The organism is Leclercia adecarboxylata, assembly GCF_023639785.1.
GTDB classification, from domain to species: domain Bacteria; phylum Pseudomonadota; class Gammaproteobacteria; order Enterobacterales; family Enterobacteriaceae; genus Enterobacter; species Enterobacter adecarboxylatus_D.
This window is the reverse complement of record NZ_CP098325.1, coordinates 587,900-614,861: the sequence shown is the minus strand read 5'-3', so window position 1 is coordinate 614,861 and position 26,962 is coordinate 587,900. Positions and strand designations below refer to the sequence as shown.

General features: G+C 57.5%; 26 protein-coding genes. 18 read left to right on the top strand and 8 right to left on the bottom strand.

All coding sequences use genetic code 11. The features are described 5' to 3' along the window. Window positions 1-35: 35 nt before the first annotated feature. Entirely contained in the window at window positions 36-1,700 is a 1,665-nt protein-coding gene (tsr, locus tag NB069_RS02895) for a methyl-accepting chemotaxis protein (protein ID WP_250587623.1), read from the bottom strand. A 163-nt stretch (window positions 1,701-1,863) separates the two neighbouring features. On the opposite strand from tsr, the gene NB069_RS02890 reads away from it, so the two are divergent. Further along, window positions 1,864-2,727, top strand: coding sequence for a MurR/RpiR family transcriptional regulator (locus tag NB069_RS02890; RefSeq protein WP_250587621.1), 864 nt, complete (start codon window positions 1,864-1,866; stop codon window positions 2,725-2,727). Here NB069_RS02890 and NB069_RS02885 read toward each other — a convergent pair. The 5 genes from NB069_RS02885 to NB069_RS02865 form a co-directional block, all read right to left on the bottom strand. Further along, window positions 2,716-3,324, bottom strand: a complete 609-nt coding sequence (locus NB069_RS02885) for a 2-dehydro-3-deoxy-6-phosphogalactonate aldolase (protein WP_250587619.1) — start codon at window positions 3,322-3,324, stop codon at window positions 2,716-2,718. The two genes, NB069_RS02890 and NB069_RS02885, sit on opposite strands and share 12 nt — an antisense overlap. Next, on the bottom strand, window positions 3,311-4,183 hold the full coding sequence (locus NB069_RS02880) for a 2-dehydro-3-deoxygalactonokinase (RefSeq protein WP_250587617.1): 873 nt from the start codon (window positions 4,181-4,183) through the stop codon (window positions 3,311-3,313). Before NB069_RS02880 ends, NB069_RS02885 begins: the two co-directional genes overlap by 14 nt. Further along, complete coding sequence (locus NB069_RS02875; protein WP_250587615.1) at window positions 4,180-5,670, bottom strand: sodium:solute symporter family protein; 1,491 nt, start codon at window positions 5,668-5,670, stop codon at window positions 4,180-4,182. Before NB069_RS02875 ends, NB069_RS02880 begins: the two co-directional genes overlap by 4 nt. Before the next feature lie 94 nt (window positions 5,671-5,764). Next, complete coding sequence (locus tag NB069_RS02870; protein WP_250587613.1) at window positions 5,765-6,157, bottom strand: RidA family protein; 393 nt, start codon at window positions 6,155-6,157, stop codon at window positions 5,765-5,767. Continuing rightward, entirely contained in the window at window positions 6,147-7,607 is a 1,461-nt protein-coding gene (locus NB069_RS02865; RefSeq protein WP_250587611.1) for an N-acyl-D-amino-acid deacylase family protein, read from the bottom strand. The genes NB069_RS02870 and NB069_RS02865 overlap by 11 nt, the downstream gene beginning before the upstream one ends. Between NB069_RS02865 and NB069_RS02860 the strand changes: the two genes are divergently transcribed. Together NB069_RS02860 and NB069_RS02855 are read left to right on the top strand one after the other, a co-directional pair. Next, window positions 7,585-7,734, top strand: a complete 150-nt coding sequence (locus tag NB069_RS02860) for a hypothetical protein (RefSeq protein ID WP_250587609.1) — start codon at window positions 7,585-7,587, stop codon at window positions 7,732-7,734. The two genes, NB069_RS02865 and NB069_RS02860, sit on opposite strands and share 23 nt — an antisense overlap. Before the next feature lie 73 nt (window positions 7,735-7,807). After that, complete coding sequence (locus NB069_RS02855; protein ID WP_250587607.1) at window positions 7,808-9,022, top strand: amino acid deaminase; 1,215 nt, start codon at window positions 7,808-7,810, stop codon at window positions 9,020-9,022. Window positions 9,023-9,028: 6 nt separating this feature from the next. Here NB069_RS02855 and hpaR read toward each other — a convergent pair whose 3' ends face one another. Then, window positions 9,029-9,469 carry a homoprotocatechuate degradation operon regulator HpaR gene (gene hpaR / locus NB069_RS02850; protein ID WP_250587605.1) on the bottom strand — a complete coding sequence of 147 codons (441 nt, stop codon included), beginning with the start codon at window positions 9,467-9,469 and terminating at the stop codon, window positions 9,029-9,031. A gap of 272 nt (window positions 9,470-9,741) precedes the next feature. On the opposite strand from hpaR, the gene hpaG reads away from it, so the two are divergent. The 8 genes from hpaG to hpaA all read left to right on the top strand — a co-directional run bounded on the left by hpaG (window position 9,742) and on the right by hpaA (window position 17,732). Next, a complete protein-coding gene (hpaG, locus tag NB069_RS02845; protein WP_250587603.1) occupies window positions 9,742-11,028 on the top strand; it encodes a 4-hydroxyphenylacetate degradation bifunctional isomerase/decarboxylase in 1,287 nt (428 codons plus the stop codon). Beyond that, on the top strand, window positions 11,028-12,494 hold the full coding sequence (hpaE, locus tag NB069_RS02840; protein WP_250587601.1) for a 5-carboxymethyl-2-hydroxymuconate semialdehyde dehydrogenase: 1,467 nt from the start codon (window positions 11,028-11,030) through the stop codon (window positions 12,492-12,494). Before hpaG ends, hpaE begins: the two co-directional genes overlap by 1 nt. A 1-nt stretch (window position 12,495) precedes the next feature. Then, a complete protein-coding gene (gene hpaD / locus NB069_RS02835; RefSeq protein ID WP_250587599.1) occupies window positions 12,496-13,347 on the top strand; it encodes a 3,4-dihydroxyphenylacetate 2,3-dioxygenase in 852 nt (283 codons plus the stop codon). Between the two features lie 9 nt (window positions 13,348-13,356). Next, complete coding sequence (locus NB069_RS02830) at window positions 13,357-13,737, top strand: 5-carboxymethyl-2-hydroxymuconate Delta-isomerase (RefSeq protein WP_250587598.1); 381 nt, start codon at window positions 13,357-13,359, stop codon at window positions 13,735-13,737. Window positions 13,738-13,852: 115 nt separating this feature from the next. Further along, window positions 13,853-14,656: a 2-oxo-hept-4-ene-1,7-dioate hydratase gene (gene hpaH / locus NB069_RS02825; protein ID WP_250587596.1), complete on the top strand. Its 804-nt coding sequence runs from the start codon at window positions 13,853-13,855 to the stop codon at window positions 14,654-14,656. Between the two features lie 10 nt (window positions 14,657-14,666). Further along, entirely contained in the window at window positions 14,667-15,464 is a 798-nt protein-coding gene (gene hpaI, locus NB069_RS02820; RefSeq protein WP_250587594.1) for a 4-hydroxy-2-oxoheptanedioate aldolase, read from the top strand. Window positions 15,465-15,485: 21 nt separating this feature from the next. Next, window positions 15,486-16,832, top strand: a complete 1,347-nt coding sequence (gene hpaX, locus NB069_RS02815; protein WP_250587587.1) for a 4-hydroxyphenylacetate permease — start codon at window positions 15,486-15,488, stop codon at window positions 16,830-16,832. Window positions 16,833-16,841: 9 nt separating this feature from the next. Next, a complete protein-coding gene (gene hpaA, locus NB069_RS02810) occupies window positions 16,842-17,732 on the top strand; it encodes a 4-hydroxyphenylacetate catabolism regulatory protein HpaA (RefSeq protein WP_250587585.1) in 891 nt (296 codons plus the stop codon). A gap of 785 nt (window positions 17,733-18,517) precedes the next feature. Here hpaA and NB069_RS02805 read toward each other — a convergent pair. After that, window positions 18,518-18,805, bottom strand: a complete 288-nt coding sequence (locus NB069_RS02805; RefSeq protein ID WP_250587564.1) for a hypothetical protein — start codon at window positions 18,803-18,805, stop codon at window positions 18,518-18,520. 669 nt (window positions 18,806-19,474) lie between these two features. Between NB069_RS02805 and hpaB the strand changes: the two genes are divergently transcribed. The 7 genes from hpaB (at window position 19,475) to NB069_RS02770 (ending at window position 26,941) form a co-directional block, all read left to right on the top strand. Beyond that, a complete protein-coding gene (gene hpaB, locus NB069_RS02800; protein ID WP_250587562.1) occupies window positions 19,475-21,037 on the top strand; it encodes a 4-hydroxyphenylacetate 3-monooxygenase, oxygenase component in 1,563 nt (520 codons plus the stop codon). A 17-nt stretch (window positions 21,038-21,054) separates the two neighbouring features. Beyond that, window positions 21,055-21,567: a 4-hydroxyphenylacetate 3-monooxygenase reductase subunit gene (locus NB069_RS02795; RefSeq protein WP_250587560.1), complete on the top strand. Its 513-nt coding sequence runs from the start codon at window positions 21,055-21,057 to the stop codon at window positions 21,565-21,567. Window positions 21,568-22,052: 485 nt separating this feature from the next. Further along, window positions 22,053-22,427 carry a hypothetical protein gene (locus NB069_RS02790; protein WP_250587558.1) on the top strand — a complete coding sequence of 125 codons (375 nt, stop codon included), beginning with the start codon at window positions 22,053-22,055 and terminating at the stop codon, window positions 22,425-22,427. A 17-nt stretch (window positions 22,428-22,444) separates the two neighbouring features. Then, window positions 22,445-24,208 carry a polysaccharide biosynthesis/export family protein gene (locus NB069_RS02785; RefSeq protein ID WP_250587556.1) on the top strand — a complete coding sequence of 588 codons (1,764 nt, stop codon included), beginning with the start codon at window positions 22,445-22,447 and terminating at the stop codon, window positions 24,206-24,208. A 54-nt stretch (window positions 24,209-24,262) separates the two neighbouring features. Beyond that, window positions 24,263-25,063 carry an ABC transporter permease gene (locus NB069_RS02780; protein WP_250587554.1) on the top strand — a complete coding sequence of 267 codons (801 nt, stop codon included), beginning with the start codon at window positions 24,263-24,265 and terminating at the stop codon, window positions 25,061-25,063. Between the two features lie 12 nt (window positions 25,064-25,075). Further along, window positions 25,076-25,726, top strand: coding sequence for an ABC transporter ATP-binding protein (locus tag NB069_RS02775; protein ID WP_250587552.1), 651 nt, complete (start codon window positions 25,076-25,078; stop codon window positions 25,724-25,726). 12 nt (window positions 25,727-25,738) lie between these two features. Continuing rightward, the gene (locus NB069_RS02770; RefSeq protein WP_250587550.1) at window positions 25,739-26,941 is read left to right on the top strand and encodes a sugar transporter; all 1,203 of its coding nucleotides are present in this window, start codon (window positions 25,739-25,741) and stop codon (window positions 26,939-26,941) included. The last annotated feature ends 21 nt before the right edge of the window (window positions 26,942-26,962 follow it).

The window sequence follows — 26,962 nt, the reverse complement described above, 5'->3', positions numbered from 1 at the left end:
AAACAGCGCCCTGCCTGAACAGGGCGCTTTTTACATCAGAAGGTTTCCCAGTTATCACCGCTGTCGGTAACGGCCGCTTTACGGGTCGTCACCGGCGACACCAGGGTTTTCACCGCTGCGTTCGCCCGGGCTGTCTGCTGCTCCTGCTGAATACGGAACACCGCCACCGCCTGAGTCAGGCGGCTCGCCTGCTCTTCCAGTGCCGCCGCCGCCGCTGCAGATTCCTGCACCAGCGAGGCGTTCTGCTGCGTGACGCGATCCATCTCGGCGACCGCCAGACCCACCTGGTCGATACCGCGGCTCTGCTCATCAGAGGCAGAGGCGATTTCGCCCATGATGTCGGTCACGCGGGTCACCGCGCTGACGATTTCACCCATGGTTTCACCGGCGCTCTCTACCAGCGTGGAACCCAGCTCAACGCGACCGACAGAGTCTTCAATCAGGCTCTTAATTTCGCGTGCCGCCTGGGCGCTGCGCTGGGCCAGGTTACGTACTTCACCGGCGACCACCGCAAAACCACGTCCCTGCTCACCGGCACGGGCCGCTTCTACCGCCGCGTTCAGCGCCAGGATGTTGGTCTGGAAGGCAATACCGTCGATCACGCTGATGATGTCGGCAATCTTCTGCGAACTGCCGGCGATGTCGCGCATGGTTTGCACCACGTTATCCACCACTTTGCCGCCCTTCTGCGCGGTCTCGGACGCGCTCAGCGCCAGATGGCTCGCCTGACGGGCGTTTTCGGCGTTCTGCTTCACGGTGGCGGTCAGCTCTTCCATACTCGCAGCGGTCTCTTCCAGCGAGGCCGCCTGCTGCTCGGTACGGGAGGAGAGATCGTTGTTACCCATGGAGATTTCGCTTGCGCCGCTGTAGATGGCGTTCGCGCCATTACGCACGTCGCCCACGGTACGCATCAGTTCAGCCTGCATATGACGCAGCGTATCGGCCAGCTGGCCCATCTCGTTAGAGCCGTCGACTTCGATGCGCTTCACCAGGTCGCCGCTGGCGATATGGCGAATGCTGTCAGTCAGGCGGTTCAGCGGGGAGATCAGGGAGTGGCGGATACCCAGCCAGACGCCGACAATCACCACCAGCACCAGGATCAGCACGCTAAGCAGGATCCAGATCGCCTGGCTGTAGGAGCTGTTGCTGTCATCCACGGCGGTCTGATACAGACTGTCGTTCTGCTGCAGGTAGTTCACGTACTGCTTCTCAAAGCCGTCCTGGTAGCTCTGGGTCGGCTGATCGAAGAACTCGTTGATCTTGCCTGCCCCCAGGAGCTGGATCAGTTCGGCCAGCGCACCGTGATAGATATCGTAGTTGCGTTTGATTTCCAGCGCGGCGCCTTCACTCTGGCGCGGGTCGCGCGGCAGAGCTTCGTAATCCGCCCAGTTTTTTTCCGCCTGCTTCAGGGAAGCAGAAGCAATCTGCATCAGATCGTTTACGGTCGCACCGCTACCGATGTTGTTCTGATCCATCATGTAGCGGATGCCCGCGCGGTTCAGGGTGTTACGGGTTTGCAGCAACGCTACCCAGCTGCCGTTAAGCGTGGACTGTTGCTGACGAATGGTTTGCAGGACGGTGAAGTTTTCTTTGTCATGCTTCAGGGCATTAAAGAAAAGACCACCGGATGTGAGCTGTAAAAGGCCAAAAATAACTAAGACCAGCAATAAGCTGGTAACAATCTTGATACGTTTTAACATGTTTTCTCTTTCCCACCGGACTGGTACAGATTTTTCGGCCTGGAAAGCAAAAACTTTACGGAAATTGTGTCGATGACTGAAGTGAGTAGCGCGACAGACGCACTGCTTTCATCGATTAAATATGGTACAAAGTACCATTCCTCATTAATCCGTTGATACCCCTATGACCTGGTCAATCGATATCATTTCCTGCATTACCGATCGTTTTGTTGAGCTGACGGCGACTGAAAAGCGCATCGCGCAGTTTATTCTGGATGATGTCGCTACCGCGGCGGAACTGCCTATTGCAGAGCTGGCACGCCTGACCCATACCAGCCAGGCCTCGGTGACCCGTTTTGCCCGGGCGTTGGGCTGTAAGGATGTTCGCGAGCTGAAGATAAAGCTGGCGCAGTCCCTGGCGGTCGGGCAGCGCTTTATCCTCGATGTCCCGGATCTGGACGGCGTGCAGGGGATCTACGAGTCGATTATCAGCGTGCTGGAGACCAACCGCCGGGCGCTGGATCTGGATGCGCTGAAGCGGGCCGTTAGCTGGCTGAGCGATGCGCGGCAGATCCTCGCCCTCGGGATGGGCGGCGGCTCGACGATTTGCGCCCAGGAGATCCAGTATCGCCTGTTTCGCCTCGGCCTGCCAGTGGTAAGCCAGAGCGACGGGCTGCTGGTGCGGATGATGAGTTCTGCGGTGACGCCGGATGATGTGGTTATCGTCCTGTCACTGGGAGGCTATACCCGGGAGATCATCGAAAGCGCGGCCATCGCCAGGCAGTACGGCGCGAAGGTGATTGCCATTACCCCCGCCGGGACACCGCTGGCGGAACAGGCCGATCTGGTGCTGCCCCTGCTGGTACGGGAAAATGACTATATCTTCAAGCCCAGCACTTCGCGCTATGCGATGCTGGCGATGGTGGATGTGCTGGCCACCGAACTGGCGATGGCCAACAAAACTCAGGCAAAAAGCCGGCTGCGGCGCATTAAGCTGGCTCTCGACAGCCACCGCGGCGGCGTCGATCGCCAGCCGTTAGGGGACTAGCGCCCCGCTGGCAGCCATAAAGCGCTCTGCCTGCTGGCGGGTGCGCTCCGCGGTTTGTCCGGCCCGATAGAGATCGCTCCCCAGCCCTGCTCCGGCGCAACCGGCCTCAATCCAGGTGGTGAGATTCTCTGGCGTCACTCCCCCTACCGCCAGCACCGGCACCGCCGGGGGCAAAACGGCCTTCAGCGCCTGAATGTACGCCGGACCAAAAGCGGAGGAGGGAAATATCTTCAGCCACTGCGCCCCGGCATCCAGAGCAGTAAACGCCTCCGTTGCCGTTGCACACCCGGCGCAGACCAGCATCCCCTGCGCCACCGCCCGGCGGATCACCGCGGGCTGGGTATTGGGCGTGACGATAAGTTTCGCCCCGGCAGCAGCCAGAAAATCGACCTGCTCCACCTTCAGCACCGTGCCTGCGCCGATCGTCGCCTGGCCGCCAAATCGCGCCACCATCTGCGGAATGCTCTGCTGCCAGTCGGGCGAATTAAGCGGGATTTCGATATAGCGGAACCCCGTGCTAATCAGGGTATCAACGTGCTCCGCCGCCTCTGCGGGGCGTATGCCGCGCAAAATTGCCACCAGTTTAATGCTGTCCATTCATGATCCTCGCCATCCCGTTAAGCAGTGCCTCATCGCCATTACAGCGGTTAACCGTCATCCCGCAGGCCGTCATCGCCCGGTAATAGCGGCTGTTCAGCGCCGGGTCCCCAATCAGGGTGACGTTTGAGGTCCGGTAACGCTGTCCCATAGCCGCAACTTCAGCGCCAATAAGCAGCCCGGAGAGATAGTCGCTCACTGAGGTTGCCCCCAGGGCACCCAGCACCCGCGCCGCCCTGGCGACAAACAGCTCGCCGATCAAAGACGGCTGCGCCAGGCCTTTCTCCAGCCCTTGTTCGAATGCCGCCTCATCCGGCTGCTGGGCCGGAAGCTGCTTGCCGAGCAGGGACTGGCTGAGCAACAGATGATGCAGTTCGCCGGTCATCGCGGTGGCGAAATGACGCACCACACCCTGCTCCACCTGCACCCATTTGCAGTGGGTGCCCGGCATCACGTAGCACTCCGCCGGGGCTAAGTGCCAGGCCCCCAGCAGCTGGGTCTCTTCCCCGCGCATCACGTTGTACTCCCCCGCCTGCTCAATCTTAAGACCGGGAATGATCCACACCTCGTCAGCGACGGCAAACAGCTGCTCTCCCGGCGCATCAATCGCCGCCGGACAGGCGAGATACGGCACCGCCTGCCAGCCCGCATCGCTGCCAATCATCCCGGCCATCAGCACCGGGAGGCGCTCTTCGCCGCGCCAGGCAGCCAGATGCTGATGAAAAACGTCGGCGGGCGACTGGCCGTTAAGGCGGGTGATACCCAGCGGCAGCTGTTTTGTGTCGACGCACTCCCCGCGGCGGATCAACCAGCCACGTAGCTGGGTGGAGCCCCAGTCGACGGCAATATAGTCCTTCACCGGGCCTCCCCTGAAACCTGCGCCGTTGATATCGTTTTAGCCGGGACCGCCTGGCCTTCACGCTCCCGGGTGATCATCTCCAGCGCCTGCTGGCGGCTGATTTTGCTCGCCGGGGTCATCAGGGTGACAAACACCGAGGAGACAAGGCTCCCCAGCACCGACGGGATGCAGGGATTACCCCAGTACGCCAGCCAGTCGCCCTTGACCAGAATCACAATTGACACCAGCATGCCGCTCAGCAGTGCCGTGAGCGCCCCCTGCCAGTTAAACCGCAGCCAGAAGCGGCCCAGAATGGAGCAGACGAACAGGCCGGACATCAGCATCGAGATCATTTTGGTGATATAGCTGATGATATCGTTCGAGGTCAGGGCGCAGATCAGGGCCAGCCCGATCACGAACGCCAGCATCCAGCGGGACAGGGTAATGGCTTTGTGCTCTGGCGGCATTTTCCCGGTGACCAGGGTATAAACGTCGCGCATCATGATGGCAACCGCGGCTATCGCATCGGAGCTGGCCGAGGACATGGTGGCGGAAAGCCCGGCAATCAGCACCACCAGCCCGAGAATGGCCGGTAAGAAGCTGGTCGCGAACAGGAAGGCGTAGTTACTGTTGGCAAGGTTCGGATTCATGGTCCACGCCGCCATGCCGATAATCGCCGGTAACACGGAGAAGAACAGATACAGCACGCCGGTGTAAATAAACGAACGGCGCACCGACGAGACGTCTTTCCCGGAGTAGATGCGTTGACGGTAAGAGGGGGTCGCCAGCACGCCAACGCAAATCACCATCGCCAGCGACAGGGCCGGGATCGCCCCGAGTTTATCAATCGCAAACAGGCTCATCGCTTTCGGGTCCATGGCCTGGACAATGGCATCCCAGCCGCCCACGTGCACCACGGCCAGGATCGCCATCAGAATAAAACCGAAGAACAGGATTAACGCCTGGATAGTATCGGTCCAGACCACTGCAGAGTAACCCCCGATAATCACATAGATCGCGAAGGCCAAAGAAATAATAATCTTCGCCAGCGTCAGATTAATTCCCGTTGCCCAGGAGAGATACATACTCCCGCCAAGAATATGCGCTCCGAGCCAGCCAATGGAGGCAACAAATATCATTATGCCAACGATATTTTTAATTAAATGGCTGCCCCCGGTATAATAAGAAAGTTCTTCGCTCATGGTCATAAAACGTAACTTTCGGACCGGAGCAAAAAGCCAGGCGACCAGTAATATACCGATCGCCCCGCCAACGCCATACAGCATTCCGGCCCAGCCGTTGCTGTAGCCAAAGCCCACGGCGCCCATGCTTGAACCGGTGCCGACCATGGTCGCAACCGTTGAGCCCAGGGTTAAAAACAGCGGCAGAGAGCGGCCGCCCAGTAAAAAATCTTCACCGCTTTTTTGATGACGTGAAACGTACCAACCTAACCAGATCATCGCCAACGCATAGAGAATAAAGCCGACTAAAAAGACATGACTGTTCATATTTCACATCCTGCCAGTTGAGGGAATAAAAGGTAAGCAGTTACGGAGCGCTGAATTATTTCAGCGCTCAAAAATCATATTTATATTTAATTATTTACACGCGACTGGCGTTATAACAGGTGACATCCACTTCCACTTTGCAATCCACCACCAGATCGGCCACACAGCAAATACGCGCAGGCGGATGCTCGCCAAAGAATTCGCGGAACACTTTGTTGAACGACTGGAAATAGCGCGAATCGGTCAGGATAACTTTGACGTGAACCACATCCGCCAGGGTATAACCCGCTTCGGTCATGATATCGACGCAGTTCTGGATCGCCAGACGCGACTGGTCGACAATGCCCCCCTCCACCACTTCGCCATTTTTCATTGGCGTCTGGCCGGAGACGTACAGCCAGCCCCCGGCTTCTACCGCGCGGGCAAAGGGCAAATGCTGTCCACCGGTGCCGGTTCCGCCTTCCACACCATATCGTTTAATGCTCATTCTTCACTCCTTCGTTCATCTGGCGGCGCAGGAAACGCCCTGCGCGCCCGGTAATTTTTTTGTCGCTGCCGTAGCTCATTACGCCGTTCACCATCACCGCCTCAATGCCCTCCGCCGGTTGTTTCGGATCGGAGAAGGTGGCGACATCGCGCACCGTCTGCGGGTCAAACAACACCAGATCGGCGAAGTAGCCCACCTTCACCAGGCCACGATCTGCCAGCTGGAAACGCGCCGCCGACAGCCCGGTCATTTTGTGAATGGCGGTGGTCAGCGAAAACAGCTGTTCATCCCGGCTGTAGTGGCCCAATACCCGCGGGAAAGCGCCCCACAGGCGAGGATGCGGCATCGGATCGTTCGGCAGGCCATCGGAGCCGATCATCGTCACCGGATAACGCAACACCCGCCGCACGTCCTGCTCGTCCATGTTGTAGTAGATCGCCCCCGCGGGCATCAGCCGCGTCGCCGCCTCATGCAGGCTTACCTGCCAGCCGTCGGCGATTTGCTGCAGCGTTTTCCCGGCCTGGTCCGGCCGGGATTCAGACCAGGTGATGACGATATCGAACTCGTCAGTGACCTGTTTCAGATCCAGCGTCGAGGAGCTGGCGGAATAGGGGTAACAGTCGCAGGCGATCTCCTGACGCTGGCGCATCTCATCGAAGAAGGCCAGGGTTTCCTTCGTGCGACCCCAGTTTTTCGCCCCGGCGCATTTATGGTGCGACACCACGACAGGCACCTTGCCGTGGCGACCGATGCGAAACGCCTCGTCGAGGGCCTCCAGGATCGGTTCAAACTCCGAGCGCAGGTGGGTGGTGTAGATCCCCTTCTCTGCCGCCAGCTCTTCCGCCAGAGCCATCACCTCTTCGGTAGTGGACTGAAACGCGCTGGCATAGGCCAGACCGGTGCTCAGCCCCAGCGCGCCCTGGCGCAGCGCCTCGCGCAGTTGCCCGCGCATGCCGGCAATTTCGGCCTCGGTTGCCGGGCGAAACAGATCGTTCATGTGGTTATTACGCAGCGCGGTGTGGCCAATCAGGGTTCCGACGTTCAGCGCCGGTTTTGCCGCCTCCACCGCGTGGGCGTACGCCTCTACCGTGGGATAGATAAACTGATCCTGCTCCCCCAGCAGATTCATCGGGTCCGGTACGCCATCGCGCAGGGTCGCCGTGGCGGCGCTGATCCCGCAGTTGCCGACAATCACCGTGGTGATCCCCTGGCTCAGCTTGGGCAAATATTCCGGCATACGGATGACGTTAATATCGTCATGGGTGTGCACATCAATAAAGCCCGGCGCCAGCACGCGGCCCTGCCCCTCAATCACCTGCTCCGCGGCCAGATCCAGCCCGGGGGCGATAGCCACAATACGGTCACCCTGTACCGCAACGTCGCCGCGAAACTGTGGTCCGCCGCTGCCGTCGATTACCGTGACGTTTTTGAAAAGCCAGTCAACTTTCATCGCAATACTCCCTTTCAACTCTGACGACAAGTTAACCATTTACAAGGCGGAAAAACAGTGGAAAACTACGCAAAAACCAGATCGTTTTGTGATACTTTTATTCACACTGGATAACATAATTTTATAAAAACCTTATATATCAACATATTAAAAATGATACTCAGCCTTAATCCGCACATAAACCCTGCAAGGATAATGTTATGAAATACCATTCAGAAACGCTTATTCCACACAAAGCCGCGCTGATGTCCTCCCCCGCCAACCTGCTGGCAGAGGACGTTTGCCTTCCCGCCGCCCTGCTGAAAAAAACGGCGCTGGAAAATAATATCGCCTGGATGCAGCGCTACGCTGACGCACGCGGTGTTTCGCTGGCACCCCATGGCAAAACGACAATGACGCCGTGGATTTTTCAGGCGCAGCAGCGGGCCGGGGCGTGGGGGATCGGCGTAGGCAGCGCCTGGCAGGCCAGCGCAGCCATGGCCAGCGGCGTAAGCCGGGTGCTGATGGTCAATCAACTGGTCGGTAAGGCCAATATGCAGGTGGTATCGCAGCTCAAAGCCCATTACCGGGCGGCGGATTTCATCTGCTGCGTGGATAGCCTCGCTAATGCCCGCGTCCTGTCGGCATTTTTCGCCGAACGCCAGCAAACGCTGGACGTACTGATTGAACTGGGTGTTGCCGGCGGGCGCTGCGGCTGTCGCAGCACCGACGACGCTCTGGCTCTGGCCCAGGCGGTTGCTGACCTGCCAGGCCTGAAGCTGCGCGGACTCGAGCTGTACGAAGGGGTGTTACACGGCGACGATCCGCAGCCGCAGGTGGAAGCCCTGCTGCGCAAGGCCGCTGAACTCGCCTGCCGGATGGCGCCGCTGGTAAAAGGCGAGTTTATCCTCACCGGGGCGGGGACGGTGTGGTATGACGTGGTGTGTAACATCTGGCTGGCGGCGGAAAAACCTGCCCAGTGCCGGATCGTTATCCGCCCTGGCTGCTATATCACTCACGACCGGGGGATCTACGACGACGCCCAGCAGGCGCTGATCGCCCGGGATCCGATCGCCTGCGATCTGGGCGGTGATTTAACCTCGGCGCTGGAGCTGGTCGCGATGGTCCAGTCGGTACCGGAAGCGGACCGCGCGGTGGTCAATTTCGGCAAACGCGACTGCGCCTTTGATGCCGGTCTGCCGCAGCCCATCGCCCGTTATCGTCACGGCGCGCAGCTGTCGGCGGAGGGGATCGCAAGCACAGGGATCATGGATCAGCACTGCATGCTGCACCTTAGCCCGGGCAGTGACGTACAGGTTGGCGATATTCTGGTGTTCGGCACGTCTCATCCGTGTCTGACCTTTGATAAGTGGAAAACGCTGCTGCTGGTGGATGACGAGTACAACGTGCTGGCAGAGCTGGAAACCCTGTTCTGACAGGCGTTACTCCTCTTCTTCTGGCGTAACCGCCCCCTCCCCCAGCGCAATAAATTCCTGCAGCAGCGCCGTCAGCTGCTGCATTTTCTCCGGCGTGTATTGCGCTTCAATCCGCTGATAGGCCTCCTCCACCTGCGCCTGGGCGCGTTCATACAGCGCGTTCCCCTCTTTAGTGAGCGACACGTACAGCTTGCGCTGGTCGTTAAGCGGCTTTAAGCGCAGCACCAGCCCGTCACGCTCCATCCGCGTGAGAATGCCGGTCAGGCTCGGGCGCAGAATGCAGGTGCGAAACGCCAGATCGTGAAAGTCCATCGACGGGTTTTCCGCCAGCACGCGCACGATCCGCCACTGCTGCTCCGTCAGATTCTGCTGCTTGATAATCGGGCGAAAAAAGGTCATCGCGGTTTCCCGCGCCTGGAGTAGTGCGATAGTTAACGAATCGTGCATGGCGCTCCCACCTCAACATCATTAATAACGAAATAATCAACGCATAACGCTGCATCTGCACGCCATCGGCGCGACTGAAAAGTTTAACAGATATCACATTAAAATATTAACCAGCTGATTTATATCATTAATTATAAGTCAGTGTAAATTTATTGTTATCACTATCACAAATTATTTACTTCTGTTTGCCAAACGCACAGCGAGGAGCTAAAACCTAATCATTAATATATTAATGAACTCAAAACCCGGTACGCGGGCCAGAGGAGAAAGGAATGAAAGGTACTGTTTTCGCGGTGGCACTCAATCACCGCAGCCAGCTCGACGCCTGGCGCGACGCATTTAACCAGCCCCCTTACAACACGCCGCCGAAAACCGCCGTCTGGTTTATCAAACCCCGCAATACCCTGATCCGCTCCGGCGATGCCATCCCGCATCCGGAAGGGGAACAGGTGCTGAGCGGCGCGACCGTGGCACTGATTGTGGGCAAAACCGCGAGCAAAATAAGCCCGGAAGAGGCGGCGGAATACATCGCCGGGTATGCTCTCGCGAACGAGGTGAGCCTGCCGGAAGAGAGCTTCTACCGCCCGGCGATTAAAGCCAAATGTCGGGACGGGTTTTGCCCGCTGGGCGAGATGGCGGCGATAAACAGCGTCGATAACCTGACCATCACCACCGAGATCAACGGCCGGGAGGTGGATCGCTGGAACACCGCCGATCTGCAGCGTAACGCCGCCACCCTGCTGAGCGAGCTGAGCGCCTTCGCCACCCTGAATCCCGGCGACGCCATTCTGCTGGGCACCCCGCAGTCTCGTGTGGCCCTGAACCCCGGCGATAGCGTACGCGTGCTGGCCGCCGGCCTGCCGACGCTGGAAAACAGCGTAATTCACGCCCGCGAGCTGCCGAAAAACCGCACCTTTGCCTGGCCGCTCTCCACCAGCGGCACTCTGTTTGCGCTGGGGCTGAACTACGCCGATCACGCCAGCGAGCTGGACTTCAAGCCGCCTACCGAGCCGCTGGTGTTTATCAAGGCGCCGAACACCTTTAACGAACACAACCAGACCTCCGTGCGCCCGGACAACGTGGAGTACATGCACTACGAAGCCGAGCTGGTGGTGGTGATTGGCAAAACCGCCCGCAATGTTACCGAAGCCGACGCCATGGACTATGTGGCGGGCTACACGGTCTGCAACGACTACGCGATCCGCGACTATCTGGAGAACTACTACCGCCCTAACCTGCGGGTAAAAAGCCGCGACGGCCTGACGCCCATCGGCCCGGATATCGTGGATAAATCGGCGATTGCCGACCCGCACAACCTCACCCTGCGCACCTGGGTGAACGGCGAGCTGCGCCAGCAGGGCAGCACCCGGGATCTGATCTTCAGCATCCCGTTCCTGATCGCGTACTTGAGCGAATTTATGACCCTGCAACCGGGGGACATGATCGCCACCGGCACGCCGAAAGGGCTGGCCGACGTGCGCCCGGGGGACGACGTGGTGGTGGAAGTGGAAGGCGTTGGCCGTCTGGTCAACCGGATTGTCAGCGAGGAGACAAGGTAATGAAAAAGATTAACCACTGGATCAACGGTAAAAACGTAGCGGGTAACGACACTTTCCACACCACCAACCCGGCCACCGGGGAGGTGCTGGCGGAAGTGGCCTCCGGCGGCGAAGCCGAGATCAATCAGGCGGTAGAGGCGGCGAAAGCGGCCTTCCCGAAATGGGCCAACCTGCCGATGAAAGAGCGCGCGCGCCTGATGCGCCGTCTGGGAGATCTGATCGACCAGAACGTGCCGGAGATCGCCGCCATGGAAACCGCGGACACCGGCCTGCCAATCCACCAGACCAAAAACGTGCTGATCCCGCGCGCTTCACATAACTTCGAATTCTTTGCCGAAGTGTGCCAGCAGATGAACGGCAAGACCTACCCGGTCGACGACAAGATGCTGAACTACACCCTGGTACAGCCCGTGGGGGTTTGCGCCCTGGTGTCGCCGTGGAACGTGCCCTTTATGACCGCCACCTGGAAGGTGGCTCCCTGTCTGGCCTTAGGCAACACCGCGGTGCTGAAGATGTCTGAACTCTCCCCGCTGACCGCCGACCGTCTGGGGGAGCTGGCGCTGGAGGCGGGCATTCCGGCGGGGGTGCTGAACGTGGTGCAGGGCTATGGCGCGACGGCGGGCGACGCGCTGGTGCGCCATCACGACGTGCGCGCGGTGTCGTTCACCGGCGGCACCGCCACCGGACGACGCATCATGCAGAGCGCGGGCCTGAAAAAATACTCCATGGAGCTGGGGGGGAAATCCCCGGTGCTGGTGTTTGAAGATGCCGATATCGAACGTGCCCTGGATGCCGCCCTGTTCACCATCTTCTCCATCAACGGCGAACGCTGCACCGCGGGCTCACGCATCTTTATTCAGCAGAGCATCTACCCGGAGTTCGTGAAGCGCTTTGCCGAGCGCGCCAACCGCCTGCGCGTGGGCGATCCCACCGATCCGAACACCCAGATCGGGGCCCTTATCAGCCAGCAGCACTGGGAGAAAGTCTCGGGCTATATCCGCCTTGGCATTGAAGAGGGCGCCACTCTGCTGGCGGGCGGCCCGGATAAACCGGCGGATCTGCCTGCACACCTGAAGGGCGGCCACTTCCTGCGCCCGACGGTGCTGGCGGATGTCGACAACCGGATGCGCGTGGCCCAGGAGGAGATCTTCGGGCCGGTCGCCTGTCTGCTGCCGTTTAAGGACGAAGCGGAAGGGCTGCGCCTGGCCAACGATGTTGAGTACGGTCTGGCGTCCTATATCTGGACCCAGGACGTGAGCAAAGTGCTGCGTCTGGCGCGCAACATCGAAGCGGGCATGGTGTTTGTAAACACCCAGAACGTGCGCGATCTGCGCCAGCCGTTTGGCGGTGTGAAGGCCTCCGGCACCGGCCGCGAAGGCGGTGAGTACAGCTTTGAGGTGTTCGCCGAGATGAAAAACGTCTGTATCTCGATGGGCGACCATCCGATCCCAAAATGGGGGGTATGAAATGGGCAAGTTAGCGTTAGCAGCAAAAATCACGCACGTTCCGTCGATGTATCTCTCTGAGATACCGGGTAAAAACTTTGGCTGCCGCCAGGGGGCCATCGACGGCCATAAAGAGATCGGCAGGCGCTGCCGCGAGATGGGCGTCGATACCATCATCGTCTTCGACACCCACTGGCTGGTGAACAGCGCCTATCACATCAACTGTGCGGACCATTTTAAAGGCGTCTACACCAGCAACGAGCTGCCGCACTTTATCCGCGACATGACCTACGACTACGACGGTAACCCGGCGCTGGGTCAGCTTATCGCCGACGAGGCGGTGGCAAAGGGCGTGCGCGCCAAAGCGCACAACATCCCGAGCCTGAAGCTGGAGTACGGCACCCTGGTGCCGATGCGCTACATGAACGCAGATAAACATTTCAAAGTGGTGTCCATTTCCGCCTTCTGCACCGTGCATGACTTTGCCGACAGCCGCAGGCTGGGCGAGGCCATCCTCAGCGCCATCGAAAAATATGACGGCACCGTGGCGGTGCTCGCCAGCGGTTCGCTGTCGCACCGCTTCATTGACGACCAGCGCGCCGAAGAGGGGATGAACAGCTACACCCGCGAGTTCGACCGCCAGATGGACGAGCGCGTGGTGAAGCTGTGGCGCGAGGGCCAGTTCAAAGAATTTTGCAGCATGCTGCCGGAGTACGCCGACTACTGCTACGGCGAGGGGAACATGCACGACACGGTGATGCTGCTGGGCATGCTCGGCTGGGACAACTACGACGGCAAGGTGGAGTTTCTCACCGAGCTGTTTCCGAGCTCCGGCACTGGCCAGGTTAACGCCGTTTTCCCTCTACCCGCATAAGGACGCCCCATGCCGCACTTTATTGTCGAATGTACCGAGAACATCCGCGACCAGGCGGATCTGCCGGGCCTCTTTGCCTGCGTCAACGAGGCGCTGGCCGCCACCGGCATCTTCCCGCTCGGCGGCATCCGCAGCCGCGCGCACTGGGTGGATACCTGGCAGATGGCGGACGGCAAGCAGGATTACGCCTTTGTGCATATGACGCTGAAAATCGGCGCCGGGCGCAGCCTGGAGAGCCGGGAAGAGGTGGGTGAAATGCTGTTCGCGCTGATCAAAGCGCATTTTGCCGACCTCATGGCCGCCCGCTATCTGGCGCTGTCGTTTGAGCTCGACGAACTGCACCCGACGCTCAATTACAAACAAAACAACGTACACGGGTTGTTTACGTAGCCGCCTGATGCCCTCACCCCGGCCCTCTCCCACAGGGAGAGGGAGAAAACAAACCCGAACCGTAGGCCGGGTAAGCGCAGCGCCACCCGGCAATGCAATGCCACAGGATACCGCCATGCTCGATAAACACACCCATACCCTGATTGCTCATCGCCTGCATCAGGCGGAACAGACCCGGGAGCAGATCCGTGCGATCTCGCTGGATTACCCGGCCATCACCATCGAGGACGCCTACGCCGTCCAGCGCGAGTGGGTGAACCTGAAGATCGCCGAAGGGCGCGTGCTCAAGGGCCACAAAATCGGCCTGACCTCAAAAGCGATGCAGGCCAGCTCGCAGATCAGCGAGCCGGACTACGGGGCCCTGCTCGACGACATGTTCTTCCACGACGGCAGCGATATCCCCACCGACCGCTTTATCGTCCCGCGCATTGAAGTGGAGCTGGCCTTCGTGCTGGCCAAACCCCTGCGCGGCCCAAACTGCACGATGTTCGACGTCTACAACGCCACGGATTACGTCATCCCGGCGCTGGAGCTGATCGACGCCCGCTGCCACAACATCGACCCGGAAACACAGCGCCCGCGCAAGGTGTTCGACACCATCTCCGATAACGCCGCCAACGCCGGGGTGATCCTCGGTGGCCGCCCGATCCGTCCTGACGAGCTGGATCTGCGCTGGATCTCCGCCCTGCTCTACCGCAACGGCGTGATCGAGGAGACCGGCGTCGCCGCAGGGGTGCTCAACCACCCGGCGAACGGCGTGGCGTGGCTGGCGAACAAGCTGGCACCCTACGACGTGCAGCTGGAACCGGGCCAGATCATCCTCGGCGGCTCCTTTACCCGCCCGGTGGCGGCGAGCAAGGGCGACACCTTCCACGTCGACTACGGCAACATGGGCTCCATCAGCTGCCGCTTTGTATAAGGAGACGACCATGGAAAACGCCTTCAAAAACGCGCTGAAAGCGGGCAAACCGCAGATCGGCTTATGGCTGGGGCTCACCAGCAGCTACAGCGCCGAGCTGCTGGCCGGGGCCGGTTTCGACTGGCTGCTGATCGACGGCGAGCACGCCCCCAACAGTGTGCAGACCGTCCTGACCCAGCTGCAGGCCATCGCCCCCTACCCCAGCCAGCCGGTGGTGCGCCCCCCGTGGAACGATCCGGTGCAGATCAAACAGCTGCTGGACGTCGGGGCGCAAACCCTGCTGTTGCCGATGGTGCAAAACGCCGACGAAGCGCGGCTGGCGGTGCGCGCCACCCGCTATCCCCCCGCGGGTATTCGCGGCGTGGGAAGTGCCCTGGCCCGCGCCTCGCGCTGGAACCGCATCCCGGATTACCTGCAGCAGGCCAACGACGCCATGTGCGTGCTGGTGCAAATTGAAACCCGCGAGGCGCTGAAAAACCTGCCGCAGATCCTGGATGTGGAAGGGGTGGACGGAGTGTTTATCGGCCCGGCGGATCTCAGCGCCGACATGGGCTTTGCCGGTAACCCCCAGCACCCGGAGGTGCAGGCCGCCATTGAACAGGCGATCGCGCAGATCCGGGCTGCCGGCAAAGCTCCCGGCATCCTGATGGCAAACGAGCAGCTGGCCCGTCGCTACCTTGAACTCGGGGCGCTGTTTGTCGCCGTCGGCGTGGATACCACCCTGCTCGCCCGCGGTGCCGAAGCGCTGGCAGCACGCTTTATCGATAAACCGGTTACGTCAGTTAATAACAATAAATCCGTCTACTGAATGTAAGATCTGGAGTGCACCATGACGACCTCTACCCTGCAAGATAATAAAGCCGTTGAACATCGCGTTATCAATAAGCTGTTTCGCCGCCTGATCGTGTTTCTCTTTATTCTGTTTGTCTTTTCGTTTCTCGACCGCATCAACATCGGCTTCGCCGGGCTGACGATGGGCAAAGATCTGGGCCTCACCTCCACCATGTTTGGCCTGGCCGCAACCTTGTTTTATGTGACCTACGTGCTGTGCGGCATCCCCAGCAACATCATGCTGGCGAAGATCGGCGCGCGCCGCTGGATCGCCGGGATCATGGTGGTGTGGGGCATCGCCTCCACCTGCACCATGTTCGCCACCAGCCCGGAAACGCTTTACGTGCTGCGTATGCTGGTGGGCATTGCCGAAGCCGGGTTCCTGCCGGGGATCCTGGTTTATCTCACCTGGTGGTTCCCCGCCTATCACCGTGCCCGCGCCAACGCGCTGTTTATGATCGCCATGCCGGTGACCATGATGCTGGGCTCGATCCTGTCGGGCTACATTCTGGCGATGGACGGCCTGTGGAACCTGAAGGGCTGGCAGTGGCTGTTCCTGCTGGAGGGGCTGCCGTCGGTGGTGCTCGGCGTGGTGACCTGGTTCTTCCTCAACGACACGCCGGATCAGGCGACCTGGCTTGACGACGAAGAGAAGCAGACCCTGAAGAGGATGATCGACCGGGAGCAGGAGAGCGCCATCGCCCACGCCGCCACCCCGCGCTCGACGCTGCGTGAAATATTGACCCCGGCGGTGCTGCTCTACACCCTGGCCTACTTCTGCCTGACCAACACCCTGAGCGCCATCAATATCTGGACGCCGCAGATCCTGCAGAGCTTTAACACCGGCAGCAGCAATATCGTGATTGGCCTGCTGGCGGCGATCCCGCAGTTTTGCACCATCCTCGGGATGATCTGGTGGAGCCGTCGCTCCGACAGGTTAAAAGAGCGAAAAAAGCACACTATCCTGCCGTATCTGTTTGCGGCGGCAGGATGGCTGCTGGCGTCGGCGACCGATCACAGCCTGATCCAGCTGCTTGGCATCATTATGGCCTCAACCGGATCCTTTACCGCCATGGCGATATTCTGGACCACCCCGGATCAGGTTATTAGCCTGCAGTCCCGGGCGGTGGCGCTGGCGGTGATCAACGCCATCGGCAACGTCGGCTCCGCCGTCAGCCCGCTGCTGATCGGCATCCTGCGCGACGCCACCGGCAGCTTCAGCTCCGGGCTGTGGTTTGTGGCCGGGCTGCTGGTGGTGGGTGCGCTGGTGCTGACGCGTATTCCGATGACCCGGCAGGAGAGCCGTGAGAGCGTGCCGGACATGGCGACGCAGAAGATCCACTGAGGAGCGGTTATGTGCCAGAGCCCGATTGCCAATATCGATATCAGCAAAGAGTACGACGAGAGTCTGGGTACTGACGATGTGCATTATCAGTCGTTTGCCCGCATGGCGGCCTTTTTTGGCCGCGATATGCAGGCCCATCGCCATGACCACTATTTTCAGATGCACTTTCTTGATACCGGGCAGATCGCGCTCCAGCTGGACGAGCACCGCTACTCGGTGCAGGCGCCGCTGTTTGTCCTTACCCCACCTTCGGTGCCGCACGCGTTTTTCACCGAATCGGACAGCGACGGGCACGTGCTGACGGTGCACGAAGACCTGATCTGGCCGCTGCTGGAAGTGCTCTATCCCGGCACCCGGGAGACCTTCGGGCTGCCGGGTATGTGCCTTTCATTAGCCGATAAACCGGACGAGCTGGCGGCACTCAGCCACTACTGGCGGCTGATTGAACGGGAGTCCACCGGGGAGCTGCCCGGACGGGAACATACGCTGGTGCTGCTGGCGCAGGCGGTGTTTACCCTGCTGCTGCGCAATGCGAAGCTCGACGACCACGCCGCGAACGGCATGCGCGGCGAGCTGAAGCTGTTCCAGCGCTTCAATCAGATGGTCGACGGGCACTTCCACCAGCACTGGACGGTGCCCGATTACGCCCGGGAACTGCACCTCACCGAATCGCGCCTGACCGACATCTGTCGCCGCTTCGCCAACCGTCCACCAAAACGACTCATCTTCGACCGCCAGCTGCGTGAAGCCAAACGGCTGCTGGTCTTTTCCGACAGCGCGGTGAACGAGATCGCCTGGCAACTGGGGTTTAAAGACCCGGCCTACTTCGCGCGGTTTTTTAACCGGTTAGTGGGGTGCTCGCCGAGCAGTTATCGGGCGCAGAAGGTGCCGGTGTCCTGAATCCTTTGCGGTCTTCTTCCCCGGTGGCGCTGCGCTTACCGGGGCTACAAGTCACAGGCCGGGTAAGCGCCCGGGCGTACTCCACCGGCGTGACAGTCTCCTGCCAGCAATGAGGCATGCGCTTTCACCTGCGATCGGCTGCTCGACGAGATGCGGCGGTAAGTCCTCATCACACAGACAACGAAGCTGGTTTAACGCCTGCAGAAGACGTCCGCAAAGTGCATTGCGCGTTTCATCGGGTTACTTTGAACTTTGCGAGCATGCTTCCAGAAGCAAGACAATCAGAAGTTTGAGAGCTGTTCATTCAGCGATTTCAGAGCAACTGAAAGCAACAAACCTGAAGCCGCTCCCTGGTCCGGCTGAAAATCGCTGAGTCGTTTCCTGTAGGCCGGGGCGAGGCGCAGGGACGCGCCGAGAGGGCATAGCCTGCATGGATGCAGGCTGGTGCCCGACCCGAAAGCCGGAAGGAATAAGACGAAGGCACCGCGAAGCGGCGATTTTCTTGCCGGGAGCCCGGGTCGCCAGGGCGGTGGCGATTGAGCCGCCCTGGCACGTTCACGTGTGGTGCGGCTAACAGAGAAGCACAGAAATTAGAGTGAACGGAACCACTACCTGAGCCACATGTTTCCCCTAACCCTAACCCTCTCCCAAAGGGAGAGGGAACAAACCGGCACACTCACGTAGGCCGGGTAAGCGCAGCGCCACCCGGCAGTTAAACCGCGCTATGCTGGACGCCAGGTAAGGCCGAATAAAAAGCCCGCATCAGACGGACCATCATCAGGAAGTTAATTACTCTTTTTGGCTAATTTAGCCAGAAACTCGAATGCTGCGACAGAAACTATGCCGACGATGACATTCAGGAACACATAAATATACAGCCAGGCATTTTCCCGGTTGTCAGAGTAGTAATCCGCATACAGAGTTAAATCATCATGAACAAACCGGGTCATGAACCTGGCGATGGGTACTCTCAGGCTTTCAGCCAGTGGATCAAAAATGCCGCTTATCAGAAACAGAAACGTAATCGCCAGAAATAGGGTAACGCGAAGCAACCATTTAAGGGGCCTTAACATTACAAACCTGACGAGTATTGCCAATCTTTTATTGAGATTCATCATTCAATCAGCGCTAATACATCTGGCAATATTCTCATTACACTTTCCATCGTCCGTACTCACCATAATCCATGAAAATTAAGTGGCTATATTAACGTCATTTTAAGCAGTTCTGAATCGCGATACCCCTGAGATTCTTAACATCCTATGTTAGTCATCGCCTGCTCCCCTTCTCCAGCCCCGTCCACGCTTTCTGGAATATGTTCATTCAGCGATTTCAGAGCAACTGAAAGCAACAAACCTGAAGCCGCACCCTGGTCCGGCTGAAAATCGCTGAGTCGTTTCCTGTAGCCCGGGTCGCCAGGGCGGTGGCGATTGAGCCGCCCTGGCACGTTCACGTGTGGTGCGGCTAACAGAGAAGCACAGAAATTAGAGTGAACGGAACCACTACCTGAGCCACATGTTTCCCCTAACCCTAACCCTCTCCCAAAGGGAGAGTGAACAAACCGGCAGGCAGACCGCACCATTCCACCCCTCAAACCCCACCCCGATCACAAATCTCACACCCGCCTGAAAAGTACCCGCCGTTGACCCATTCGTCCCTTCACGGCCCGCCTCTCTCGCGCTTCAATTAAACAACAAAAACAACACATAAATTTAACAACCCTATTCCGATACGAGGTCCCTATGAAACCTGAAGATTTCCGCGCGAGCACTACCCGCCCATTAACCGGCGAAGAGTATCTGAAGAGCCTGCAGGATGGCCGTGAGATCTACATCTACGGCGAGCGCGTGAAAGATGTGACCACTCATCCGGCGTTTCGCAATGCGGCGGCCTCGGTCGCGCAGCTGTACGATGCGCTGCACAAACCTGACATGCAGGACACCCTGTGCTGGAACACCGATACCGGCAGCGGCGGTTACACCCATAAGTTCTTCCGGGTGGCGAAAAGTGCCAGCGACCTGCGCCAGCAGCGCGACGCCATTGCTGAGTGGTCCCGCCTGAGCTACGGCTGGATGGGACGCACGCCGGACTACAAAGCCGCCTTCGGCTGCGCGCTGGGCGCTAACCCGGCATTTTATGGCCAGTTCGAGCAGAACGCCCGCAACTGGTACACCCGCATTCAGGAAACCGGCCTGTACTTTAACCACGCCATCGTCAACCCGCCGATCGACCGCCATAAACCGGCCGATGAAGTGAAAGACGTCTACATCAAGCTGGAAAAAGAGACCGACGCCGGGATCGTCGTCAGCGGCGCTAAAGTGGTCGCCACCAACTCGGCGCTGACCCACTACAACATGATCGGCTTTGGTTCGGCGCAGGTGATGGGCGAGAACCCGGACTTCGCCCTGATGTTTGTTGCCCCGATGGATGCCGAAGGGGTGAAGCTGATTTCCCGCGCCTCCTACGAGCTGGTGGCTGGCGCGACCGGCTCCCCTTACGACTACCCGCTCACCAGCCGCTTTGACGAGAACGATGCCATCCTGGTGATGGATAACGTGCTCATCCCGTGGGAGAACGTGCTGATTTACCGCGATTTCGACCGCTGCCGTCGCTGGACCATGGAAGGCGGATTCGCCCGCATGTATCCGCTGCAGGCGTGCGTGCGGCTGGCGGTGAAGCTCGACTTCATCACCGGGCTGCTGAAAAAGTCGCTGGAGTGTACCGGCACCGCCGAGTTCCGCGGCGTGCAGGCCGACCTGGGTGAGGTGGTGGCCTGGCGCAACATGTTCTGGGCCCTGAGCGACTCCATGTGCTCGGAAGCCACCCCGTGGGTAAACGGGGCTTACCTGCCGGACCACGCTGCACTGCAAACCTACCGTGTAATGGCTCCGATGGCCTACGCGAAGATCAAAAACATTATCGAGCGCAACGTCACCAGCGGCCTGATCTACCTGCCGTCCAGCGCCCGGGATCTGAACAATCCGCAGATCGACAAATACCTGGCGAAGTACGTGCGCGGCTCCAACGGCATGGACCACGTGGAGCGCATCAAGATCTTAAAACTGATGTGGGATGCCATCGGCAGCGAGTTCGGCGGACGCCACGAGCTGTATGAGATCAACTACTCCGGTAGTCAGGATGAAATCCGCCTGCAGTGTCTGCGCCAGGCGCAGACCTCCGGCAACATGGACAAGATGATGGCGATGGTCGACCGCTGCCTGTCTGAGTATGACCAGAACGGCTGGACGGTTCCGCACCTGCACAACAACACCGATATCAACCTGCTGGACAAGCTGCTGAAATAAGGCAGCGGGAGGTCTTTATGCAACATGATGAACAACGCCTGCGTTTTCGCGACGCGATGGCCAGCCTCTCTGCGGCGGTCAATGTGATCACCACCGACGGCGAAGCCGGGCGCTGCGGCATTACCGCCACGGCGGTCTGCTCGGTCACGGATACGCCACCGTCGGTGATGGTGTGCCTGAATGCCAACAGCGCCATGAACCCGGTTTTCCAGGGGAACGGCAAGCTGTGCATTAACGTGCTCAACCACGAACAGGAGCTGATGGCGCGTCATTTTGCCGGAATGACCGGCATGGCGATGGAGGAGCGGTTCAACCTCTCCTGCTGGCAAAAAGGCGTGCTGGCCCAGCCGGTGTTAAATGGCGCGCTGGCGAGCCTGGAAGGTGAGATTAGCCAGGTGCAGACCATCGGCACCCACCTGGTCTACCTGGTGGCAATCAAAAATATCCACTTAAGTGAGGACGGACACGGGCTGATTTACTTTAAACGCAGATTTCATCCGGTGCTGATTGAACAAGAAGTAACCGCTTGACCCCTTTCCCCAGCCGGTCGCATACACGACTGGCTGCTTCTTAAGCCATTTAGTTTACCTTAGAAATAGTCACTGACATTAATTCCTATAGACCAATAAGAATTTTCTCGCCCCCACCAGAGTTAATAGGCTTTTGCTATTTTTCCGTGATTAGTACGCATTCTGAATGAATTTCAAATGACAGAATCGTCCTAATTATGTAATCTCCGTCACGCAAACATTTTCGAGAATAATAATGTTCAAATTAGTTGTTTGCTTAATAGTACCTCTGCGTCATTACAATTAAAGCTGCTCACTTTTTAGCCGGAATGGTACTTTTCCGTGCGGTAGCCTACCCTTTTTTTGGATTTTCTTACTTACGCCTGCGTTTTTGCTTCTCCTGCATCTGCAAGATTTCTCAGCTGGTTTGCTATTAAAATCAGCGGAATATCATCAAAGTTTTATTTCACATTCCAGTTTTAGAATTGTTGGAAAATATCGATCTTATGAAGAACGCAACTCGCCTTCTGGTGATTTCGCTCGCCCTCATGCTGAGTGGCTGCGCATATTCACCGAAGCAGGTTGAAGCATCCCGACCGCTTGTGAATCAGACTGCTTCTACCGACCTTCAGGCTATGGCAGCCAACCTGCAACAACCTCTGAACACGCTGCCGCAGGGCGCTTCACTCAGCGCCAATGGCAATACGTATACATTAGGCCAGCGCTATGTCTCTGCCCTTGGGCTTGAATGCATTGAACTGCTGCGAAACCGCAACTACAACCAGTCCCAGCGCGGGGTGACCTGCAAGAGCGGTGATACCTGGTATCTGGTACCGCAGCTGGAACAGGCTTCCGCCAGTAACCTGCTTGCCGTGCAATAATTTTGAAGAGAAATGTTGTGAAGATAACGAATTTACGGCAATTGAGTGCCGTCCTGTTGCTGGCCTGCGTCTCCTGCGCATCTTTAGCCGCCCCCACCCAGCAAGAAGCCCAGGCTTTTGGGATGAACACCTCGGCAGATAACGGCGATGGCCGACTGCAGCTTGGCGGCGAGCAAGCGATGAGCGGCCAGGCAAATACCTCCTCCACCACCGGAACATTCGCGCAGCAAAATCGCCAGGGCATGTTATTGCCGGGCGAATCCGACGTGCGTAAATTACTCCCGCAGTCCGAATCCGGACTGCCCCCTCCTTACGGTGCCAACCTGTTTGCCGGTGGTTATGAAACCGAGCGCAGCGACGGCTTAAACGATAATTACCTGATCGCCCCCGGCGATAAGCTGAATATCTGGATCTGGGGCGCCGTGAATTTTTCCAACGTCGTGACCGTGGATAATCAGGGCAATATTTTCATTCCTGATGTCGGGCCGATTAATGTGAAAAACGTTGCGGCGAGTAAGGTTAATAACTTAGTCACCAGCCATATCAGCGAAGTCTTCACAAATAACGTTAATGTTTACGTTAATCTCCTTACCGCGACGCCGGTCAGCGTATATGTTACCGGGCCGGTGATCCGCCCGGGGCAATATGCCGGACAGTCATCCGACAGCGTTTTATATTTTCTGAAACGCGCCGGGGGTATCGACTCCGACCGCGGAAGCTATCGTCACATTAAGGTGTTGCGCCAGAACCGCGTGATCCAGCAGATCGACCTGTACGAGTTTATGCAGCAGGGCAGAATGCCGAAGCTGTCCCTGAAAGATCAGGACGTGATCCTGGTTGAACCCCAGGGGCCGATGATCAACGTGGCGGGTAAAGTGCGTAACCCGTTCCGCTTCGAGCTGAAGAACAGCACCGCGCTGGGCTCTGAACTGATCGACTACGCCCTGCCGCTCGCCAAGGTGAGCCACGTGGGTGTGATTGGCGATCGTTCTAACGGCCCGTTCTCGGTCTATATGCCGTATAAAGATTTCGACCGCGTTCAGCTGAGCGACGGCGACAAAGTGCTGTTCAACGACGATATGCATGCGCAGGTGTACGACGTGCAGGTGATGGGCAGCTACCGTGGGCCGTCTTACTTCACCGTGCGTAAAGAGACCCGTCTGCACGATCTGCTGAACCACATCCCGATTGACCCGAACATGGCGGATTACGGCTCGATCTACATCATGCGTAAGAGCGTGGCCGCGCGGCAGAAAGAGATGCTGGAAGACTCCCTCAACCGCCTGGAGCGCAGCGTGTTTACCGCACCGGCCAGCTCCGACGGTGAAGCCTCCATCCGAACCAAAGAAGCCGAGCTGGTGATGCGCTTTGTAGAAAAAGCCCGCAAGATCCAGCCGCTGGGTAAAGTGGTGGTTTCCGATAAGGGCGTGATCGCCAACATCCTGCTGGAACAGGGCGACCAGATTGTGATCCCGAACAAAACTGACCTGATTCAGGTGGGTGGCGAAGTGATGATGCCGCAGGCGGTGGTCTACAACAAAAACGCCAGCCTGGAAGACTACGTGGCCTGGGCAGGCGGCTTTACCGACCGTGCGAACGACAGTCGCATTGCCGTGGTGCATGCCAACGGGCTGATGGAGTTTAAAGACGGCGGTGACGTGATGCCAGGCGATCAGATTCTGGTCATGCCGAAAGTGGACAGCAAAATGATGCAGTCCATCAAGGACATTACTCAGGTCATCTATCAGGTTGCCGTGGCAGCCAACGTGGTCCTGAATTAACCCTCAAAGCGGGCTCGCCCCATCGCGGGCCCGTTCTGTTACATCGGCCTTCTTATGCTTAAACCTGTTCTCAATCAAACGCCCCGCAGCTCGTTCCAGGTGCTGCGCGATGTGACGTTTGGCCTGCTTATTCGTGAACTGAAAACGAGATTTGGCAGTTATCGGCTGGGATATGCCTGGGCGCTGTTGGATCCGTTGTTGATGATTGGCGCGTTTAGTTTGATTTTTGGTATGCGCGGTCATAGTGGTTTCGGTGGAGCGCCGGCACCTCTATTTATTACGGCAAGCTACCTGCCCTTTCTCTTTTTCAGAAATGTGGTAAGCAAACTGCAATCGGCTGTTAATGCAAACAAGGGATTGTTTTGCTACAGGCAAGTCACCCCCTTCGCGACATTTGTTTCCCGTTTCATTCTCGAAACGGTAATTGGCATGGTTGTGGGATGCGTACTGGTGTTAGGGCTACTGTGGTTTGGTTTTGATGCAATCCCCAGCGATCCTTTAGAGGTTGTTCTTATCTATTTCCTGTTAATGATTTTTTCGTTCTCGCTGGGCATTGTTTTTTGCGTATTGGGTAATTTATTCAAAGAAGCTGATAAATTCCTTAGCTTACTCATGATGCCACTGATGTTTATCTCCTGCGTGATGTACCCTCTCGCGACCATACCGTCAAATTATCAACACTGGTTTTTGTGGAACCCGTTAGTTCATGCCGTTGAGCTAATACGAAGCAGCTGGATCTCCGGCTATGCAAGCCCAAATGTCAGCGGGATGTATTTTTCGGCTGTGACGTTAGTACTACTGACGTTCGCGATGAGCTGTTATCGCCTGAGTCATCGTCGCCTGATTGCCAGCTAAAGTAGAATAAGCATGATCATTCTGGATAACGTCTCGAAGTATTACCCCACCAAATTTGGTCGAAACTACGTTTTACGCGACGTGAGCATCACATTACCCCGTGACCGCAATATCGGTATTTTAGGGGTCAACGGAGCAGGTAAATCAACTTTGCTGCGCTTGTTGGGTGGAATGGATATGCCTAGCAAAGGAAAACTGACACGTCACTGTCGAGTCTCATGGCCTTTGGCACTTAACGGCGGCTTCCAGGGCAGTATGACAGGACGCGAAAACACACGTTTTGTCTGCCGAATTCATGGCGTACGCGATACCCAGGCTATTGAGGAGTGGGTAAAGGAATTCTCGGAAATTGGTCAACATTTTGAGTTACCGATTAAAGGTTATTCCAGCGGGATGAGATCAAAATTCTCCTTTGCTGTGAGTATGGCTTTTGATTTTGATATCTATTTGACCGACGAAATTATGTCCGTCGGTGACGCCCGCTTTAAACAAAAATGTATTGATGTTTTTAATCAGAAACGCGAGACAGCCAGCTTAATCATGGTGTCGCACGACATGAAAAACCTACGTCAACAATGCGATATGGGTATTTTGCTGCGTGACAGCACCCTTGAGTTGTTCGACGATATCGAAGATGCCATCCGTATTTACCAGAAACTATAACAAGTCAAAATCATGATTCAACCAACCCGCTCTAACAAATCCTCCGGTTTGATGCGTAAGCTAAACAAATTAAAAACTAAACCGAAACATTTCATTGTCGACTCCAGCGGTTTTAAGCTTGCCCACCGTTCATGGAAAAAGAGCCTTAAGCTCGGCAGTTTTTTATGGGTAGTAGTTTGTTTTGCTATTGCAGCGCTTTATTTTTGCGTCATTGTGTCCGACCGCTATGTTAGCCGGGCCGAGCTGGTAGTTAAGCAGGCGGATCAAATAAAGATGCTGCCTGATGCCCTTTCAATGCTGGGAATTGGAGGCAGTAACCATGAAGATATACTGATCATCCAGGATTATCTTAAATCCCCCGACCTGCTCAACAAGCTCGATAAGGAGCTGGGCCTGAAAGCTCATTATCAGAGCCACGACATCGATTACTTCTCTCGTCTGCCGGATAATGTGACCCGGGAAGAGTTTATCAAATATTATCGTCAACACCTGTCATTACATCTGGACGAGCTATCCGGCGTGCTGACAATCGAGCTACAGGCCTTTGATCCTGCCTATGGTCAGCGGGTCGTTGCATTGATGCTTCAGGAATCAGACCGCTTTATCAATAAATTAGGTCATCAGGTAGCACTGGAACAGCTGGCCTTCGTCGAAAAAGAAGTCGATCGCGCATATCAGCGTGTACAGACGGAAAAAGCCAAAGTACTGGACTTTCAAAATAACCATCATTTGATCAGCCCGGAATCGACAAGCAGTGCCCGCCTCGGTGTGGTAAGTCAGATTGAAGCTCAACTGGCACAGCAACAGGCCCAGTTAAAACAGCTGCAAAGCTATATGAAAGAAACCGCTCCTGCGGTTGTTTCTGTACAGGCAAGAGTTGATGCCTTAACGCAGCAACTGGCTCAGGAGCAATCCCGTCTTACGGGTGCCGACAAAGATGCGATGAACGAAGTGACGGCTCGTTATATGGATGTGCAAACCCAGGCGACCCTGGCTGCTGATCTGTATAAATCCGGACTTATTAGTCTGGAGCAGGCTCGCGTAGAAGCGTATCGCAAGCTTAAGCACCTACTGGTCATCAGCCAACCAACGCTGGCTGAAGACGCCGAGTATCCACGTCGTCTTTATAACCTACTGACCACAGGGGTTCTGTTGTGCCTCCTGTATGGCCTGATTGTGATGGGTATAGCTACCCTGCGTGAGCATCAGGATTAATTACACTTATGATAAATTCTT